The sequence below is a fragment of the Actinomadura sp. WMMB 499 genome, assembly GCF_008824145.1.
Lineage (GTDB): Bacteria > Actinomycetota > Actinomycetes > Streptosporangiales > Streptosporangiaceae > Spirillospora.
This window is the reverse complement of sequence record NZ_CP044407.1, coordinates 2,307,422-2,327,820: the sequence shown is the minus strand read 5'-3', so window position 1 is coordinate 2,327,820 and position 20,399 is coordinate 2,307,422. Positions and strand designations below refer to the sequence as shown.

At 75.9% G+C, this 20,399-nt stretch carries 4 protein-coding genes; all 4 read left to right on the top strand.

Annotated features, from left to right (window positions below):
• Positions 1-55: 55 nt before the first annotated feature.
• From F7P10_RS44165 to F7P10_RS10050, 4 genes are read left to right on the top strand one after another with little or no spacing between them, the layout of a single operon-like run.
• Positions 56-4,816, top strand: a complete 4,761-nt coding sequence (locus F7P10_RS44165) for a non-ribosomal peptide synthetase (protein ID WP_254716523.1) — start codon at positions 56-58, stop codon at positions 4,814-4,816.
• Positions 4,813-9,477 (top strand): non-ribosomal peptide synthetase, encoded by a 4,665-nt coding sequence (locus F7P10_RS10060; RefSeq protein WP_151009104.1) that lies wholly within the window; start codon positions 4,813-4,815, stop codon positions 9,475-9,477. The genes F7P10_RS44165 and F7P10_RS10060 overlap by 4 nt, the downstream gene beginning before the upstream one ends.
• Before the next feature lie 43 nt (positions 9,478-9,520).
• Entirely contained in the window at positions 9,521-11,275 is a 1,755-nt protein-coding gene (locus F7P10_RS10055; RefSeq protein WP_151009103.1) for a condensation domain-containing protein, read from the top strand.
• Complete coding sequence (locus tag F7P10_RS10050; RefSeq protein WP_254716747.1) at positions 11,275-20,358, top strand: non-ribosomal peptide synthetase; 9,084 nt, start codon at positions 11,275-11,277, stop codon at positions 20,356-20,358. The genes F7P10_RS10055 and F7P10_RS10050 overlap by 1 nt, the downstream gene beginning before the upstream one ends.
• Positions 20,359-20,399: the final 41 nt, after the last annotated feature.

The following is a 20,399-nucleotide window of genomic DNA, read 5'->3' as shown; positions in this document are numbered from 1 at the left end:
CGCGCACGCCGCCGACCCGGCCGCCGGCGGGCACACGCCGTCGGACTTCCCGCTGGTGGCGCTGGACCAGGAGCAGGTGGACGAGCTGCAGGCGGCCTCGCCTGAGCCGGCCGACGTGTGGCCGCTGTCGCCGCTGCAGGAGGGACTGCTCTTCCACGCCGGATACGACGGCGCCGCCGGTGACGTCTACGTGTGGCAGCGGTCCCTGGAGTTCGGCGGCCCGCTGGACGCGCGGACGCTGCGGGCGTCGTGGCAGGCGCTGCTGGACCGGCACGCGAACCTGCGGGTCGCGTTCCGGCGTCCGGGGGGCCGGGACGGGCACGTCCAGGTCGTGGCGGACGGGATCGCGCTGCCCTGGCGCGAGGTGGATCTGTCGCACCTGGGGGAGGACGCCGGCGCGGAGGCGGACCGGATCGCGGACGGCGAGCGGGCGCGGGGCTTCGACGTGGGGGTGGCGCCGCTGCTGCGGCTCGTTCTGGTGCGGCTCGGCGCGGAGTGGCACCGGCTCGTGGTGACCCAGCACCACATCGTGCTGGACGGCTGGTCGCTGCCGCTGCTGTTCGACGAGCTGTCGCGGGTGTACGCGGCGGGCGGCGACCCGTCCGTGCTGCCGCCGGCCGCCCCCTACCGCGACTACCTGGCCTGGCTGGCCCGCCAGGACGGCGACGCGGCCCGCGAGGCGTGGCGGCGGGAGCTGGCGGGAGCGGACGAGCCGACGCTGGCCGGTCCGGTCGAACCCGGGGCGGTCCGGTCGCCGGTCCGGCACGTCGTCACCCACCTGGCCCCGGAACTCGCCGAGAGCCTCCGGGACGTGGCTCGTGCGCACGGTCTGACGTTGAACACGGTGTTCCAGGGTGTGTGGGCGGTGCTGGTGGGGGTGCTGGCGGGTCGGCGGGATGTGGTGTTCGGGGCGACGGTGTCGGGTCGTCCGGCGGAGTTGCCGGGTGTGGAGCGGATGCTGGGGTTGTTCATCAACACGGTTCCGGTGCGGGTGGAGCTGGATCCGGGGTGCCGGGTGGTGGAGTTGCTGGCGGGGTTGCAGGAGCGGCAGTCGGCGCTGCTGCCGCATCAGCATCTCGGGCTGGCGGAGATCCAGCGCCTGGCGGGGCCGGGCGCCGCCTTCGACACCCTCCTCGTCTACCAGAACTTCCCCGCGTCCCCGCCCCGGCTGGCGGGCCGGGAGGTCGCCTGGGCGGGCGGCGAGGACTCCGCGCACTACCCGATGACCCTGGTCGTGACGCCCGGCGCCGAGACGGAGATCCGGCTGGAGTACCGGCCCGAGGCGTTCGGCGAGGAGACCGTCCGGGCCGTGGCCGCGCGGCTGGCCCGGCTGCTGGCGCAGGTGGCGGACGATCCGGCGACCAGGATCGCGGCGCTGGACGTGCTGACGGGGGCCGAACGGCACCGGGCCCTGCACGCGTGGAACGACACGTCCCGCCCGTTCCCGGACGGGACGCTCGTGGACCTGTTCGAGGCGCAGGCCGCGCGCACCCCGGACGCGCTCGCGCTGGTCGACGGGAGCGGGACGGAGCTGACCTACGCCGAGCTGGACGCGCTCGCCTCGCGGGTCGCGCACGAGCTGATCGCGCGGGGCGTCGGCCCGGAGGACCTGGTCGGGGTCGTGATGGAACGCGCGGCCGACCTGTACGCGGTGCTGCTGGGCGTGCTGAAGGCGGGCGCCGCGTACGTCCCGGTCGACCCGGGGTACCCGGCGGAGCGGATCGCGTTCACGCTCGCCGACGCGCGCCCGGCCGTGGTGGTCTGCACGTCCGCGACGGAGGGCGCGACCGGGGGCGCGGCGGAGGCGGCGGGCGCCGACCGGATCGTGTGGGACGACCCCGCGACGGCGGCGGCGCTGGCGGCCCGTCCCGCGACGGCCCCCGCCGACGCGGACCGGGTGGCGCCGCTGCGGCCCGCGCATCCCGCGTACGTCATCTACACGTCCGGGTCGACCGGCACCCCGAAGGGCGTGTCGGTGCCGCACCGGGGCGCGGTGAACTACGTGACGTGGCGGGCGGACGCCTACGGGTTCGGGCCGGGGGAGCGGGTCCTGCAGTTCGCCTCGGTGTCGTTCGACACGTCGGTCTCGGAGATCTATCCGGCGCTGGCGTCGGGGGCGACGCTCTGCGTGGCGCGCCGCGAGGCCGACCTGGCGGCGGAGCTGGCGGAACTGTCGGTGACGGCCGCGACGTTCACGCCGTCGGTGCTGGAGTCGCTGGCGGACGCGGTGCGGTCCCCGGCGGTGCGCGGCATCCGGACGATCGTCACGGCGGGCGAGGAGTGCACGCCCGACCTGGTGCGGCGGTGGGCGCCGGGCCGCGCGTTCCACAACGAGTACGGCCCGACCGAGGTCACGGTCGACGTCACCTGCTGGACGTGCCCGCCGGACGGCCTCGCGGAGCCCGCCCCCGAACCCGCCTCGGACACCGCCCCGGCGGGCGGGCGGGCGGAGAGCGTCTCGCTGGGCGGCCCGATCGCGAACGTGCGCGTCCACGTCCTGGACGGGTTCCTGCGCCCGGTGCCGCCCGGCGTCACCGGCGAGGTGTACGTGTCGGGCACGGGCGTGACCCGCGGCTACGTGCGCCGTCCCGTCCTGACCGCGGAACGGTTCGTGGCGTGCCCGTTCGGCCCGCCCGGCCTGCGCATGTACCGGACGGGCGACCTGGGGCGGTGGACGTCCGGCGGGGAGCTGGAGTTCGCGGGCCGCGCCGACGAGCAGGTGAAGATCCGCGGGTTCCGGGTGGAGCCCGGCGAGATCGAGGCGGTGCTGACCGCGCGTCCCGGAGTCGAGCGCGCGGCGGTGATCGCCCGCACGGACGGCGGCGTGAAGCGTCTCGTCGCGTACGCGGTCGCGGCGGCACCGGGCGGCGCCGACCCGGCCGCGCTGCGCGCGCACGTCGCCGAGCGGCTCCCCGACCACATGACGCCCGCCGCGGTGATCGAGGTGGACGCGCTGCCGGTGACGGTGCACGGGAAGCTGGACCGGGCCGCGCTGCCCGCCCCCGACTTCGCGGGACTGGCGAGCGGGCGCGCCCCCGCCGGGCCCCGCGAGGAGCTGCTGTGCGGGCTGTTCGCGGGCGTCCTCGGCCTGGAGCGGGTCGGTGCGGACGACTCGTTCTTCGCGCTCGGCGGCGACTCGATCATGTCGATGCTGGTGGTGGCGCGGGCCCGCCGGGACGGGCTGGCGCTCACTCCCCGCCAGATCTTCGAGCATCGCACCGCGGCGGCGCTGGCCCGCGTCGCCGCCGACCTCGACGCGGGCGCGGACGCGGGCGCCGGAGAGGGCCCGGCCGCCGCGGAGCCGGACGAGCCCGCCGGGCGCGTGCCGCTGACCCCGGTGATGCTGGACCTCGCGGAACGGTCGGGCCCGGCGACGCTCGCGGGCGGGTTCTGCCAGTCGATGCTGGTGCGGGTTCCGCCCGGCCTCCGGCTCGACGCGGTGACCGGCGGGGTGCGGGCGCTCCTCGACCACCACGACATGCTGCGGGCGCGGCTGGACGTCCCCGAGTCCGGCGGCGCCCCGAGCCTGCTGGTGCCCGCGCGCGGCACGGTGCCGGCGGACGGCCGCGTCCGGCGCGTCGACATCGCGGGCCTGGACGGGCGGGCGCTCGCGGACACGATCGCCGCGCGGTCCCGCGCGGCCATGGACCGGCTCGACGCGCGGGCCGGGAACCTGGTCCAGGCGGTCTGGTTCGACGCCGGACCGGACGCGCCCGGACGGCTGCTCCTCGCCGTCCACCACCTGGCCGTGGACGGCGTGTCGTGGCGGGTGCTCGTTCCCGATCTGGCCGCCGCGTGCACCGCCCTCGCCGCGGGCCGCGAACCCGAGCTGCAGCCCACCGGCACGTCCTTCCGCCGCTGGGCGCGCGAGCTGGCGGCGCAGGCGGACCGGCGCGCCGGGGAGCTGCCCGCGTGGACGCGGATCCGGTCGGCGGCCGAACCGCCGTTCGGGGTCCGGCCGCTGGACCCGGCGCGCGACACGATCGGCGCCGGCCTGCACGAGACGGAGCGGCGGATCCCCGCGCCGGTGACGGGCGCGCTGCTGACGCGTGTTCCGGCGGCCTTCCACGCGGGCGTCGACGACGTGCTGCTGGCCGGGCTCGCCGCCGCCGTCGCCGAATGGCGGCGGGCCCGCGGCCGGGCCGCGCCCGCCGTCCTCGTCGACGTGGAGGGGCACGGGCGGGTGCCGCTGGCGCCCGGGATGGACCTGAGCCGGACGGTCGGCTGGTTCACCGGATCGCACCCGGTCCGGCTCGACCCGGGCCGGGTGGACGGTGCGGGCGTGCGCGCGGGCGGCCCGGCGGCGGGCGCCCTCGTCAAGCGGATCAAGGAGCAGCTCCGGGAGGTGCCCGGCGACGGCCTCGGGCACGGGATGCTGCGCCGCCTCGACCCGGAGACCGCGCCGGTGCTGGCCGGCCTCCCCGAACCGCAGATCGGGTTCAACTACCTGGGCCGGTTCGCGGCGGCGGAGCGGAGCGGGGCGGACGACTATTGGCGCCCCGTCGAGGACGGCGCGGTGGGCGGCGCCGCGGACCCCGCGATGGCGGTGCTGCACGCGCTGGAGGCGGGCGCCGTGGTGCTCGACCGCCCGGCCGGGCCCGAGTTGACGCTGACGCTGGCGTCCCCGGCCGGGCTGCTGGACCGGGCCGACCTGGACGAGCTGGCCGCCGCCTGGGCGGACCTGCTCGCGGGACTGGCCGCGCACGACGCCGCCCCCGGCACCGCCCGCACCCCGTCGGACTTCCCGCTGGTGACGCTCGACCAGGACGAGATCGACGAGTTCCAGATCAAGCTCGCGGAGAGGAACGCGCAGTGAGCCAGCCGCGGATCGAGGACGTGTGGCCGCTTTCACCGCTGCAGGAGGGCCTGCTCTTCCACGCCGGATACGACACCGGATCCGACACCGGATCCGACACCGCCCCGGAGGGGGAACGCGACGGAGCCGCGCGCGACGTGTACGTCGTGCAGGGCGTGATCGGGCTGACCGGTGACCTGGACCCCGCGGTCCTGCGGGCGTCCTGGCAGGCCCTGCTGGACCGGCACGCGGTGCTGCGCGCCGGGTTCCAGCGGCGCGGCACGGGCGATCCGGTGCAGCTCATCGCCGCCGGGGTGGCGCTGCCGTGGGACGAGCGCGACCTGTCGGCGCTCGACACCGCGGACGCCGAGAGCGCGGCGGCCGAGCTGGCGCTCGCCGAGCGCGCCCGCCGGTTCGACCCGGAGGTGCCGCCGCTGCTGCGGCTGCTGCTGGTGCGGCTCGCACCCGGCCGGCACCGGCTGGTGCTCACCATGCACCACCTGATCATGGACGGCTGGTCGCTGCCGGTGCTGTTCGAGGAGCTGTCGCTGGTGTACGCGGCGGGCGGCGACCCGTCCGGACTGCCGCCCGTCACGTCCTTCCGCGACTACCTCGTGTGGCTCGGCGGCCGGGACCGCGACGCCGCCCGGGACGCGTGGCGGCGGGAGCTGGCGGGCCTGCCCGGGCCCACCCTCGTCGGCCCCGCCGCCGCGGACGGCGCGGGCGGCACGGGCGGAGGGGCGCCGCCGCTGCCGGGCCGCGTCGCGCACCGGGTCGGCGGGGACCTCGGGGCGCGGCTGCGGCGGGTCGCCCGCGGCCTCGGCGTCACCCTGAACACGATGACGCAGGCCGCGTGGGGGCTGCTGGTCGGGCAGCTCACCGGCCGCTTCGACGTCGTGTTCGGCGCGATCGTGTCCGGCCGGCCGATGGAGCTGCCGGGCGTCGAGCGCATGGTCGGGCTGTTCATCAACACGGTGCCGGTCCGCGTCGCCACCCGCCCCGGCGACACCCTCGCCGGGATCCTGACCCGCCTGCAGACCGCCCAGTCCGCGCTGCTGGACCACCAGCACCTCGGGCTGCCGGAGATCCGCCGCGCCGCCGGGGGCGGCGCGGTGTTCGACACCCTCCTGGTCCACCAGAACTACCCGCGCGACCCGGACGGCCCGCTGCGCCTCGACGGGCTGGAGGTCGGCGGGGGCGGCGGCGAGGACGCGTCCCACTACCCCCTCACCCTCGTCGTCACCCCCGGCGGCGACGAGCTGGAACTGCGGCTCGACTACCGGCCTGACGTGTTCGACGAGCGGGCCGCGTGGGCGCTGCTGGACCGCCTGGTGCGGGTGCTGGAGCAGGCGGCCGACGACCCGCTCGCCCGCGTCGCCGACGTGGACGTCCTCACCCCCGAGGAGCGCGGGACGGTCCTGCACGGGTGGAACGACACCGCCCGCCCCCTGCCCGGCCGTTCCCTCACGGACCTGTTCGAGGCGCAGGCCGCACGGTCGCCCGGCGCTGTCGCCGTCGTCGGGCAGGACGCGTCCGGGACGGACGTGACGTGGACCTACGCCGAACTGGACGCTCGCGCCGACACGGTGGCGCGCGCGCTGATCGGGCGCGGCGTCCGCCCGCACGACCTGGTCGGGGTCGTCCTGGAACGCTCGGCCGAGCTGGTGCCCGTCCTGCTGGGCGTGCTGAAGGCCGGCGCCGCGTACGTGCCGCTGGACCCCGCCCACCCGGACGGGCGACGCCGGGCGATCATCAAGGAGGCGGGCGTGTCGGTCGTCCTCACCGGGGAGGACGGGTTCGGGCCCGCCGCGGGCGGGCGGCCGGGCGTCCAGGTACCGCCGGACAGCCTCGCGTACGTCATGTACACGTCGGGTTCGACCGGTGCCCCGAAGGGCGTTGCCGTGACGCACGCGAACGTCGTCGCGTTCTGCCTGGACGAGGCGTGGCGCGACGACGTCGTCGAATCCGTCCTCGTGCAGGCCAACCACGCGTTCGACGCGTCCACGTACGAGATCTGGACGCCGCTGCTGCGCGGCGGGCGCCTCGTCGTCGCGCCGCCCGGCCGGGTGGACGCCGCCGAACGCGCCCGCCTCATCGCCGAGCACCGCGTCACGAACGTGCACGCCACCGCTGGGCTGTTCGCCGCGCTCGCCGACCAGGCGCCGTGGATGTTCGCGGGCGTGCGCGAGGTGTCGACCGGCGGCGACGTCGTGTCGTCCGCCGCCGTCCGGACCCTCCTGCGCACGCACCCGGGCCTGGTCGTGCGGACGACCTACGGCCCCACCGAGACGACCGCGTTCACCACCCAGGTCGCCTACACCGCGAGCGAGGGCGTCCCGGCTTCGGTGCCCCTCGGGTTCCCGATGGACAACGCCCGCGCGTACGTCCTCGACGGGTTCCTGCGCCCGGTGCCGCCCGGCGTCGTCGGCGAGCTGTACATCGCGGGCGCCGGGGTGGCGCGCGGCTACGCGGGACGTCCCGCGCTCACCGCCGAACGGTTCGTCGCCTGCCCGTTCGCGGGTCCCGGCGAGCGCGCCTACCGCACCGGGGACCTGGCGAGCTGGGGCGCGAACGGAGTGCTGCGGTTCGCGGGCCGCGCGGACGGCCAGGTGAAGATCCGCGGGTTCCGGATCGAGCCCGCCGAGGTGGAGGCCGTGCTCGGCGGGCACGACGACGTCGCCCGCACGGCGGTCGTCGTCCGCGCGGACCGGTCGGGCGTCCGGCGGCTCGTCGGCTACGTCGTCGCCGCGCCGGGCGCCGCCGCCGACCCCGCGGCGCTGCGCGCGTTCGCGGCGGCGCGGCTGCCGGAGTACATGGTCCCCGCCGACGTCGTCCCGGTCGACGCGATCCCGGTGACCGCGAACGGCAAGGTGGACCGGGCGGCGCTGCCCGCCCCCGCCGCCGTCGCCGCCGCTGCCGGGCGCGGCCCCGCGACCCCGGCCGAGGAACTGCTGTGCGGGCTGTTCGCCGACGTCCTCGGCCTGGCCGCGGTCGGCGCAGAGGACTCCTTCTTCGCGCTCGGCGGCGACTCGATCACCTCGATGCTGGTGGTGGCGCGGGCCCGCCGCGCGGGCCTCGCGCTGTCCGCCCGGCAGGTGTTCGAGCACCGCACCCCCGCCGCCCTCGCGAGCGTCGCCGGACGCGCCGACGGCGACGCCGACGGCGGCGGCCCGGACCCGGCGGACGGCCCGCACGGGGACGTCCCCCTCACCCCCGCGATGCTGGAGATGGCCGAGCGTTCCGACCTGGCCGGACGATTCAGCCAGGCGATGCTCGTGACCCTCCCGGCGGGCGCCCGCCACGACCGGCTGGAGGCTGCGGTCCGCGCCGTCCTGGACCATCACGACGTCCTGCGCGCCCGGCTCCGCCGCACGCCCGGCGCGGACCCGGCCCTGACGATCCCGCCGCCCGCCGGGACCGCCGTCCGCGTCCCCCGCGTCGACGTCTCCGCGCCGGATCCCGTCCCGTGGGGCGACGTCGCCGAACGGGAGGCGGCGCGGGCCGCCCGCGAGCTCGACCCCGAGGCGGGCGTGATGCTGCGCGCCGTCCGCCTCGACGCCGGGCCGGACGCCCCCGGACGGCTGCTGCTGGTCGCGCACCACCTGGTGGTGGACGGCGTGTCGTGGCGGGTGCTGGTGCCCGACCTCGCCGCCGCCTACGGCGACCCCGGCACCCCGCTGCCGCCCGCCGGCACCCCCTTCCGCACGTGGGCGCGGCGGCTGGCCGCGCAGGCGGCGAGCCAGGCCCGCGTCGACGAACTGCCCGCCTGGCGGGACATGCTCGCCGGACCGGACCCGGTGCTCGGCACCCGCCGCCCCGACCCGGCCCGCGACACGGTCGCCGCCGGGCTGCGCGCCGCGTCCGCGACCATCACCGGCGGGACGGCCGCGGCGCTGCTCGACCGCGTCCCCGCCGCGTTCCACGCCACCATCGACGACGTCCTGCTCGCGGGGCTCGTCGCCGCGCTCGCGGAATGGCGCCGCGCACGCGGCGGCGCCCTCGCCGGTGGACTGCCCGTCAGCGTCGAGGGGCACGGCCGCGAACCGCTCGCCCCCGGCATGGACGTGTCCCGCACGGTCGGCTGGTTCACCGCCGCCCACCCCGTCCGCCTCGACCCCGGCGCGGTCGACCCCGCCGAGGTCCGCGCCGGCGGCCTCGCCGCCGGCGTCCTGCTCAAACGCGTCAAGGAACGCCTCCGCGCCGTCCCCGGCGACGGCCTCGGCCACGGCATGCTCCGCCGCCTCAACCCGGCGACCGCCCCCGCGCTCGCCGCGCTGCCCGTCCCGCAGATCGGTTTCACCAACCTCGGCCGCTTCACCGCGACCGCGTCAGGGACGGCCGAGCCGGGACCGTGGCACGGGGAACTCCTCGACGGGGGCGCCGCCTCCGACACTGCCGTCGCGCACGCCCTCGACGCCACCGCCGCCGCCCACGACCTGCCCGCCGGACCCCGCCTCGCGCTCACCCTCGTCGCCCCCGCCGGCGTGCTCGGCCGCAGCGACCTGGACGCCCTCGCCGCCGGCTGGTCCGCGATGCTGCACGGCCTCGCCGCCCACACCGCCGACCCCCGCAGCGGCGGCCACACCCCCTCGGACTTCCCGCTCGCCCAGATCAGCCAGGACGAACTGGACGAGTTCGCCGCGATCGCGGACGAGTTCGAGGGCCGCGGCTTGACCACCTGACGCCCACTCGACGACCGCCGTCGACCGCCCGGAGGACACACCGGTGAACAACTCAGCGCTCGCCGAGATCTGGCCGCTGTCGCCCCTGCAGGAGGGGCTGCTGTTCCACGCCCGCTACGACGAGCGCGCCCGCGACGTCTACGTCGGGCAGCACGCCGTCCACCTGGACGGCCCCGTGGACGCCGCGGTGCTGCGCGCGTCCTGGGAGGTGCTGCTGCACCGGCACGCCGCGCTGCGCGCCGGATTCCAGCGCCGCCGCTCCGGCGCGCCCGTCCAGATCATCGTCCGAGCCCCCGCCCTCACCTGGCGGGAGGCCGACCTGTCGCACTTGCCGCCCTCCGCGGCGGAGGCCGAGGCCGCGCGGATCGCCACCGTCGAACGCGATCGCGGCTTCGAGGTGTCCGCCCCGCCGCTGCTGCGCCCCACGCTGATCCGGATGGCCGAGTCCCGCCACCGGATGCTCGTCACGATGCACCACATCGTGCTGGACGGCTGGTCGCTGCCGATCCTCTTCGACGAACTGTCCCGGGTGTACGCGGCGGGCGGCGACGCCTCCGTGCTCCCGCCGACCGCCCCCTACCGCGACTACCTCGCCTGGCTGTCCCGCCAGGACCGCGAGGCCGCCCGCACCGCGTGGGCGGACGCCCTCGGCGGCCTGGACGAGCCGACCCTGCTCGTCCCCGGCGGCACCGACGGCGACCCCGTCCTCCCCGAGCACGTCGCCGTCCGCACCGGCGCACCGGACACCGCCCGCCTCCGCACCACCGCCCGCGCCCTCGGCGTCACCCCGAACACCGTCGTCCAGGGGGCGTGGGGACTGGCGATCGGCGCACTCACCGGGCGCCGTGACGTGGTGTTCGGTGCCACCGTCTCCGGGCGCCCCGCCGACCTCCCGGGCGTCGAGCGGATGCTCGGCCTGTTCATCAACACGCTCCCCGTGCGGGTGACGCTCGACCCGTCCGCCACCGTCGCCGCCACCCTCACCGCTCTGCAGGAACACCAGTCGGCACTGCTGGCCCACCAGCATCTCGGCCTCGCCGAAGTGCAGCGCGCCGCAGGGCCGGGCGCCGCCTTCGACACCCTCATCGTCTACGAGAGCTTCCCGGGCGACCCGTCCGCCACCCGCGTCCCCGGCGGCCTGGACATCACCGAGGTCGGCGGCGACGACGCGTCCCACTACCCCCTCACGCTGGTCGTCAGCCCCGGCGACGACGATCTCGAACTGCGCCTCGACTACCGCCCGGACCTGTTCGACGGGTCCGCCGCCCGCACGATCCTGGACCTGCTCGTCCGGGTGCTGCGGCGGTTCGCCGCCGACCCGGACGCCCGGGTCGCCGAGGTCGAGGTGCTGTCGCCCGAGGAGCGGCGGCTGGTGGTGGAGGGGTGGAACGCCACGGATCGTCCGGTGGCGGACGCGTCCCTGGTGGAGTTGTTCGAGGAGTGTGTGGTGCGGGCGCCGGATGCGGTGGCGGTGGTCGCGGGCGGTGTGGTGTGGACGTATGGGGAGTTGAACGCTCGCGCGAACGGTGTGGCGTGTGCCCTGGTCGGTCGGGGTGTGGTGCGTGGGTCGTTGGTGGGTGTGCGGATGGAGCGTTCGCCGGAGTTGGTGGCGGTGTTGCTGGGTGTGTTGAAGGCGGGTGCGGCGTATGTGCCGCTGGATGTCTCGCATCCGCAGGAGCGGCTGGCGTCGATCGTGGCGGAGGCGGGGGTGTCGGTGGTGGTCACCGGTGAGGATGTGTTCGAGCCGGTGGAGGAGAACCCGCGTGTTCACATTCGGGGGAGGATCTGGCGTATGTGATGTACACGTCGGGTTCGACGGGTGTGCCGAAGGGTGTGGCGGTCACGCACGGGAACGTCGCGGCGTTCTGCCTCGACACCGCCTGGCGTGGCGAGGTCGTGGAGAGCGTTCTGGTGCAGGCCAACCATGCGTTCGATGCGTCGACGTATGAGATCTGGACGCCGTTGCTGCGTGGTGGTCGGCTGGTGGTCGCGCCTGCGGGCGACCTGGACGCGGCCGAGCGCGGAGCGTTGATCGCTGGGCATCGGGTGACGAACGTGCATGCGACGGCGGGGTTGTTCCGGGTGCTGGCGGAGCAGTCGCCGGAGATCTTCGCGGGTGTTCGTGAGGTGTCGACGGGCGGGGACGTGGTGTCGTCCGCGGCGGTGCGGTCCCTGCTGGCGGCGCATCCAGGTCTGGTCGTGCGGACGACTTACGGCCCGACCGAGACGACCGCGTTCGCGACGCAGATTCCCTTCGCGGCGGGTGACGATGTTCCGGCGACGTTGCCGATCGGGGTTCCGATGGACAACACCCGCGCCTACGTGCTGGACGAGTTCTTACGCCCGGTCGCTCCCGGCGTGGTGGGTGAGTTGTACCTCGCGGGGCGCGGTCTGGCGCGGGGGTATGCGTCCCGGTCCGCGTTGACGGGTGAACGGTTCGTCGCGGACCCCTTCGTCCCGGGCCGCATGTACCGCACCGGTGACCTGGCCCGCTGGAGTGGCGAGGGTGTCCTGGAGTTCGCGGGGCGCGCCGACGAGCAGGTCAAGATCCGGGGGTTCCGGATCGAGCCCGCCGAGATCGAGACCGTGTTGACGTCCCGTCCCGACGTCGGCCAGGCCGTCGTCATCGCCCGTGAGGATCGTCCGGGGGCCCGGCGGCTGGTCGCCTACGTCACCGGCACGGCCGCCGAGGGCGACCTCCGCGACATGGCGGTGGCCCGCCTGCCCGAGTACATGGTCCCGGCCGCGTTCGTCCCGCTGGACGCGCTCCCGGTGACCCGGAACGGCAAGCTCGACCGCGCCGCGCTGCCCGCCCCCGACCTCGCGGACCGGGCGGGCGGCCGTGGCCCCGCCACACCGGTCGAGGGGGTCCTGTGCGGCCTGTTCGCCGAGGTTCTGGGCGTCGAGCGGGTCGGTGCGGACGACTCGTTCTTCGCCCTCGGTGGCGACTCGCTGCTCGCGATGCGGCTGACCGCCCGCATCCGGACGGTGCTGGACGCGGAGGTCGGCATCCGGGAACTGTTCGCGGTCCCGACCGTCGCGGGCGCCGCACGGCTCGCGGAAGCGGCGCGCGGGCGCGCGTCGCGCCCGCCGCTCACCGCCCGCGCCCGTCCCGATGCCGTCCCGCTGTCGTTCGCGCAGCGGCGGATGTGGTTCCTCAACCGGCTGGAGACCGCCGGCGCGGGCGCCGGGTACAACGTGCCGCTGGCGCTCCGGCTGTCCGGCGACCTGGACGCCGACGCGCTGGAGGCGGCCCTCGGCGACGTCGCGGACCGACACGAGACACTCCGCACGATCTTCCCCGACGTCGACGGAGAGCCCCGCCAGGTACGGCTGGACGGGACGGAGGGGCGGCCGCGGTTGCGCGTCGCCGAGGTGGCCGAGGCCGGTGCGGCCGGCGCGGTCGCGGCCGAGCTGCGGCGCGGTTTCGACCTGGCGGTCGAGCCGCCGTTCCGGGCGCGGCTGCTGGTCACGTCCCCGTCCGAGGCGATCCTGGTCATCGTCGCGCACCACATCGCGGTGGACGGCTGGTCGATGGGGCTGCTGCTCCGCGACCTCGCCGCCGCGTACCGGGCGCGCCGCGCGGGCCGCGCACCGGGCTGGGCGCCGCCGCCTGTCCAGTACGCCGACTTCGCCCTGTGGGAGCGGGACGTGCTCGGCGCCCCGGACGATCCGGGCGGGGTACTGTCCGCGGGGCTCGCCCACTGGCGGGCGGTGCTGGCCGGGATCCCGGACGAGCTGCCGCTGCCGGCCGACCGGCCGCGGCCGTCCGCCGCGTCGTTCCGCGGCGGCTCGGTGCCGATCGAGGTGGACGCCCGGACCCATGCGGCGCTCGTCGAGCTGGCACAGCGTGGCGGGGCGACCCCGTTCATGGTGGTGCAGGCGGCGCTCGCACTGCTGCTGGCGCGGTCGGGCGCGGGCACCGACGTCCCGATCGGGACCGTCGTGGCCGGGCGCGGCGACCCGGCGCTGGAAGACCTCGTCGGGTTCTTCCTCAACACGCTGGTGCTGCGCACCGACGTGGGCGGCGACCCGCGCTTCACCGAGTTGCTGGCGCGGGTCCGCGACACCGACCTCGCCGCCTACGCCCACCAGGACCTGCCGTTCGAGCGTCTCGTCGAGGAGCTCAACCCGCCGCGGTCGCTCGCCCGGCACCCTCTCGTCCAGGTGGTGCTGAACTTCCAGAACGTCCCCCGGGACGACGCGCCGTGGACGCTGCCCGGCGTGCGGGCCGAAGCGCTGCCGCCCGCCGAGGGGACGGCCGCCCGCTTCGACCTGTCGTTCACGTTCGCCGAGCGGCGGGACGGCGACGGGGCCCCGGCCGGGCTGACCGGCGACCTCCAGTACGCCGCCGACCTGTTCGACGCGGCGACCGCGGAGGCCCTCGCCTGGCGGCTGGTCCGGGTGCTGGAGCAGGTCGCGGCGGACCCGGCGGTCACCGTCGGCGGCGTCGACCTTCTGGACGGCGCCGAACGAGCGCGGGCCGTCCGCCGTCCCGCCGCGCGGCCCGCCCCCGCCGCCACGCTGCCGGACCTGTTCGAGGCGCAGGCCGCCCGGACCCCGGACGCGACCGCGGTGACCTGCGACGGCGGCGCCCTCACCTACGCCGCGCTGGACGCCCGCGCCAACCGGCTCGCGCACGAGCTGATCGCGCGCGGCGCCGGGCCGGAGACGCGCGTCGGCGTCGTCCTGGACCGGACGGCGGACCTCGTCGCGGTGCTGCTCGCCGTGCTGAAGGCGGGCGCCGCCTACGTCCCCGTCGACCCCGCGCACCCGGCCGGGCGGATCGCGGCGACGCTCGCCGACGCCCGCCCGTCCCTGGTGGTGTGCACGGCCGCGACCGCGCCGCGGGGCGCCCGCGAACCGCTGGTCCTGGACGATCCGGCGACCTCCGCCGCGCTCGCCGCGCGCCCCGCGACCGCGCCGTCCGACGCCGACCGGACCGTCCCGCTACGGCCCGCGCATCCCGCGTACGTCATCTACACGTCCGGGTCCACCGGGCGCCCGAAGGGCGTGGCGGTACCGCACGCCGCCGTCGTCCGGCTGCTGGCCGAGACCCGTCCGTGGTTCCGGTTCGGGCCGCGGGACGTGTGGACGTTCTTCCACTCGTACGCGTTCGACTTCTCGGTGTGGGAGATCTGGGGGGCCCTCCTGCACGGCGGCCGCCTCGTCGTCGTCCCCCGGACGACCGCCCGCACTCCGCACGCGTTCCTGGACCTGCTCGCGGCCGAAGGCGTCACCGTCCTCAACCAGACCCCGTCGGCGTTCGCGCAGCTCATGGCCGCCGACGCGGAGAGCCCCGGCACCGACCTGGCGGCGCTGCGGTACGTCGTGTTCGGCGGCGAGCCCCTCGACCCCGGGCGGCTCACCGGCTGGTACGACCGGCATCCCGGCACCGCGCTCGTCAACATGTACGGCATCACCGAGACGACCGTGCACGTCACCTCCGCGCCCCTGGACGCCGAACTGTGCGCGTCCCGCCCCGGCGGCGTCATCGGCGAGCCCATCCCCGACCTGAGCGTCCATGTGCTGGACGGCTGGCTCCGGCCCGTCCCGCCCGGCGTGACCGGCGAACTGTACGTCGCCGGGCCCGGCCTCGCCCGCGGCTACCTGGACCGCCCCGCGCTCACCGCGGAACGGTTCGTCGCGAACCCCTTCGCCCCGGGCCGCATGTACCGCTCCGGCGACCTCGCCCGCTACCGCCGCGACGGGAGCCTGGAACACCTCGGCCGCGCCGACCGGCAGGTCCAGCTCAGAGGTTTCCGCGTCGAACCGGGCGAGGTGGAGGCGGTGCTCGACCGGCACGACGGCGTCGACCAGGTCGCCGTCATCGCCCGCGCGGACACCGGCACGCAGCGGCTCGTCGCCTACGTCGTGGGCGGCGCGGACGGGACCGCGCTGCGGGAGTTCGCCGCCGCGCGGCTCCCCGAGTACATGGTCCCGGCCGCGTTCGTCCGGCTCGGCGCCCTCCCCGTCACGGTGAACGGCAAGCTGGACCGGGCCGCGCTGCCCGCCCCCGACTTCGCCGCCCTGGCCGGCGACCGCGCGCCCCGCACCCCGGCCGAGGACGTCCTGTGCGGCCTGTTCGCGGAGATCCTCGGCCTCGACCGGGTCGGCGCCGGCGACTCGTTCTTCGACCTCGGCGGCGACTCGCTGCTCGCGATGCGCCTGCTCGCCCGCGTCCGAAGCGTCCTGGACGCCGAACTCGGCGTCCGCGAGCTGTTCGCCGCCCCGACCGTCGAGGCGATGGGCCGCCTGGTGGACGGGGCGCGCGGTGCGGCGCGGGCACCGCTGACGGCCCGCCCGCGCCCGGACGCCGTCCCCCTGTCGTACGCGCAGCGGCGCATGTGGTTCCTGAACCGGCTCGAGGAGCCCGGCGACAGGGCTGCCCGCGACGGTGCGGCCTACAACGTCGCGTCCGTGCTGCGGCTGTCGGGCGACCTGGACCTCGCCGCCCTCGCCGCCGCGCTCGGCGACGTCGCCGACCGGCACGAGACGCTGCGGACGATCTTCCCCGACGGTGACGGCACGCCCGTCCAGCGGGTGACGGCGGAGCGCCCGTCGCTCGACGTCGCCGACGCGGCGGGCTCCGGCGCCGCGCCGCTGGTCGCCGCGGAGACCGGGCGCGGCTTCGACCTGTCCCGCGACCTGCCGTGGCGGACGCGCCTGATCCGGACATCGCCGTCCGAGGCGGTCCTCGTCATCGTCGCGCACCACATCGCGGTCGACGGCGTCTCGATGGGGGTGCTCGCACGCGATCTGGCGGCGGCCTACGCGGCCCGGTCGGGCGGCGAGGCCCCGGCGTGGGAGCCGCTTCCCGTCCAGTACGCCGACTACGCGCTGTGGCAGCGCGAGATGCTCGGCGACCCGGACGACCCGGAGAGCCTCGCCGCCGGACAGCTCGCCTTCTGGCGGGACGCGCTGGCGGGAGCGCCCGAGGAGACGGCACTGCCCACCGACCGCGCGCGTCCGGCCGTGCCGTCGTTCCGCGCGGGCGCGGTCCCGGTCGAGGTGGGTGCCGACGTGCACGCCCGCCTCGTCGAGACCGCCCGCCGGCGCGGCGTGACGATGTTCATGGTGGCGCAGGCCGCGGTGGCGGTGCTGCTGTCGAAGGTCGGCGCGGGCGACGACGTTCCGCTGGGGACCGCCGTCGCGGGTCGTGGGGACGCGGCGCTGGAGGACCTCGTCGGGTTCTTCGTGAACACGCTGGTGCTGCGGACGGACGTGAGCGGCGACCCGACGTTCGCCGAGCTGCTGGCCCGCGTCCGGGACACCGACCTGGCGGCGTTCGCGCACCAGGACGTCCCGTTCGAGCGGCTCGTGGACGAACTGACCCCCGTCCGCTCGCTGTCCCGGCACCCCCTCTTCCAGGTGATGCTCGCCGTCGACGACGCCGCCCGCGACGGCGAGCCGTGGACGCTCCCCGGCGTCGAGGTGACCCCGCTGCCGCCGGGCGATACCGGCGCCGCGCGGTTCGACCTGTCGGTGTCGCTGCGCACCCACCGGGACGGCGTCATCGAGGGCGCGATCCAGTACGCGGCCGACCTCTTCGACGAGCCGACCGCCCGCTCCCTCGCCGACCGCCTCGCGCGCGTCCTCGAACAGGTCGCGGCGGACCCGGACGTGCCGGTGTCCGGGATCGAGGTGCTGTCGGAGGATGAGCGCCGGTTGGTGGTGGAGGGGTGGAACGCCACGGATCGTCCGGTGGCGGGCGTGTCGTTGGTGGAGTTGTTCGAGGAGCGGGCGGTGCGGGCGCCGGATGCGGTGGCGGTGGTCGCGGGCGATGTGTCCTGGTCGTATGCGGAGTTGAACGCGCGTGCCAATGGTGTTGCGGGTGTGCTGGCGGGGTGTCGGGGTTCGCTGGTGGGTGTGCGGATGCGGCGTTCGCCCGAGCTGGTCGCGGTGTTGCTGGGTGTGTTGAAGGCGGGTGCGGCGTATGTGCCGCTGGATGTCTCGCATCCGCAGGAGCGGATCGCGGCGGTGATGGCAGAGGCCGGTGTGTCGGTGGTGGTCACCGGTGAGGATGTGTTCGAGCCGGTGGAGGAGAACCCGCGTGTTCACATTCGGGCGGAGGATCTGGCGTATGTGATGTACACGTCGGGTTCGACGGGTGTGCCGAAGGGTGTGGCGGTCACGCACGGGAACGTGGTGGCGTTCTGCCTGGACGAGGCGTGGCGCGACGACGTCGTCGAATCCGTCCTCGTGCAGGCCAACCACGCGTTCGACGCGTCCACGTACGAGATCTGGACGCCGCTGCTGCGCGGAGGGCGCCTCGTCATCGTCCCGCCGGGCGAGGTCGATCCGGCCGAACGCGGCGCGCTGATCGCGCGGCATCGGGTGACGAACGTGCATGCGACCGCCGGCTTGTTCCGCGTCCTGGCCGAGCAATCGCCGGAGATCTTCGCCGGGGTCCGTGAGGTGTCGACGGGCGGGGACGTGGTGTCGTCCGCGGCGGTGCGGTCCCTGCTGGAGGCGCATCCGGATCTGGTGGTGCGGACGACCTACGGCCCGACCGAGACGACCGCGTTCACGACGCGGCTCGCGTTCGCCTCGCCCGGCGATGTGCCCGACACGGTCCCGATCGGGGCTCCGATGGACAACACCCGCGCCTACGTGCTCGACGAGCGGCTGTCCCCGGTCCCTCCCGGCGTGGTCGGCGAACTGTACGTCGCGGGGCGCGGTCTGGCGCGCGGGTATGCGTCGCGTCCGGCGTTGACGGGTGAACGGTTCGTCGCGAACCCCTTCGGCCCGGGCCGCATGTACCGCACCGGCGACCTGGCCCGCTGGAGTGGCGACGGTGTCCTGGAGTTCGCGGGGCGGGCCGACGAGCAGGTCAAGATCCGGGGGTTCCGCATCGAACCCGCCGAGATCGAAGCCGTCCTGACCGGCCACCCCGACGTCCGCCAGGCCGTCGTCATCGCCCGCGAGGACGACCCCGGCACCAAACGTCTCGTCGCCTACGTCACCGCGACCGCCACCGGAACCGCCACGGATACCGGCCTTCGCGAGTTCCTCGCCGCCCGGCTGCCCGACCACATGGTCCCGGCCGCGGTCGTGCCCCTGCCGGAGCTCCCGGTCACCCGCAACGGCAAGCTCGACCGGGCCGCCCTCCCCGCCCCCGACTTCGCGGACCGGGCGGCCGGCCGCGCCGCAGCCACGCCCGCCGAGGAACTGCTGTGCGAGGTGTTCGCCGGCGTCCTGCACCTGGAGCGGGTCGGGGCCGACGACTCGTTCTTCGAACTCGGCGGCGACTCGGTCACCTCGATCCTGGTCGTCTCCCGGGCCCGCGCCGCCGGTGTCGTGATCACCGCCCGGCAGGTGTTCGAGCAGCGCACCCCCGCAGGACTGGCGCGGGTCGCGGTGGCGACGCGGGCCGAGCCGTCCGGCCCCCGCACGGACGTCCCGACCGGTGCGGTCCCGCTGACCCCGGCGATGCGGGAGGTGGCGGAGCGGTCGGGCCTCGCGGCCCTGCACGGCGCGTTCTGCCAGTCGATGGTGGTCGGCGTCCCGGCCGGACTCGACCCGCCGCGGCTGGAACGCGCGCTGCGCACCGTCCTCGACCACCACGACGCGCTCCGCGCGTGCCTGCGCACACCCGAGGACGGTCCATGGCGGCTGGAGATCCCGGCCGGGACCACGGTGCCGCCCGTCCGCCGGGTCGACGCGAGCGGCCTCGACTCCGGACAGTTGGACGAACTGGTGGACGCCGAATCCTGGACGGAGATGGCGGCCCTCGACCCGCACGCGGGCGTGATGGTGCGGGCCGCATGGTTCGACGCCGGGCCGCTCGCCCCCGGACGCCTGCTGCTGGTCGCGCATCACCTTGTCGTGGACGGCGTGTCCTGGCGCATCCTGATCTCCGACCTGGAGTCCGCGTACCGGGCACCGGACACCGCCCTTGAACCGGCCGGCACGTCGTTCCGCCACTGGGCGCGGGACCTCGCGGCACAAGCCGTCAGCCAGGCCAGGGTCGACGAACTGGCGGAATGGACACGGATGCTGTCCGGCCCGAACCCGACGCTGGGCGCGCGCCCGCTCGACCCGAGCCGGGACACCGTCGCCGCCGGAACGCACCGGACGTCCCTCGCCCTGCCGCGCGACGTTACCGGGGCCCTCCTGGACGGCGTCCACGCGAGCGTCGACGACGTGCTGCTGGCGGGACTCGTCGCGGCGGTGACGGCGTGGCGCCGCCGCCGGGGCGGGGGCCGCGCGGGCGGCCTGCTCCTGGACGTCGAAGGCCACGGCAGGGATACGACCGACGCCGGCGCGGACCTCAGCAGAACCGTCGGATGGTTCACCGGAACGTATCCCGTCCGGTTGGACACCGGTGCCGCGAACCTGGCCGAAGTACGATCGGGCGGACCGGCCGCGGGTCGGCTGTTGAAACGCGTGCAAGAACGGCTGCGCGCAGTTCCCGGCGACGGACTCGGATACGGTCTGCTGCGCTATCTGAATCCGGTGACCGCCGTGCCCCTCGCCGCCTTGCCGACGCCCCAGATCGGTTTCAACTATCTCGGCCGGATGAACGCGGCCGGAGCGTCGAACGAGGACGCGCGAGCGTACTGGCGGCCCGCCGGGACGTCCGCGCTGGGCAGCGGCGCCGAGGCGGAGACGGCCGCCGCCCACGCGCTGGACGCGAGCGCCACGGTCTGGGACCGTCCGGACGGGCCCGCCCTGGAGATCGCCCTAATCTGCCCATCGGGCCTGTTCACGGGCGCGGAGCTCGCCACGCTGGCGGACGACTGGGCCGGCATGCTCACCGGCATCGCCGCGCACGCCGCCCCCGGCGACACCGGCCCGGCACCTTCGGACTTCGCACTGGTCTCCCTGGAACAGGACCAGATCGACGAACTGCAGGCCCAGCTCTTCGACGGATTCTGAAGAAGCCCCCGCATTCGGTACGCGCGGAACAGGTACTGCTC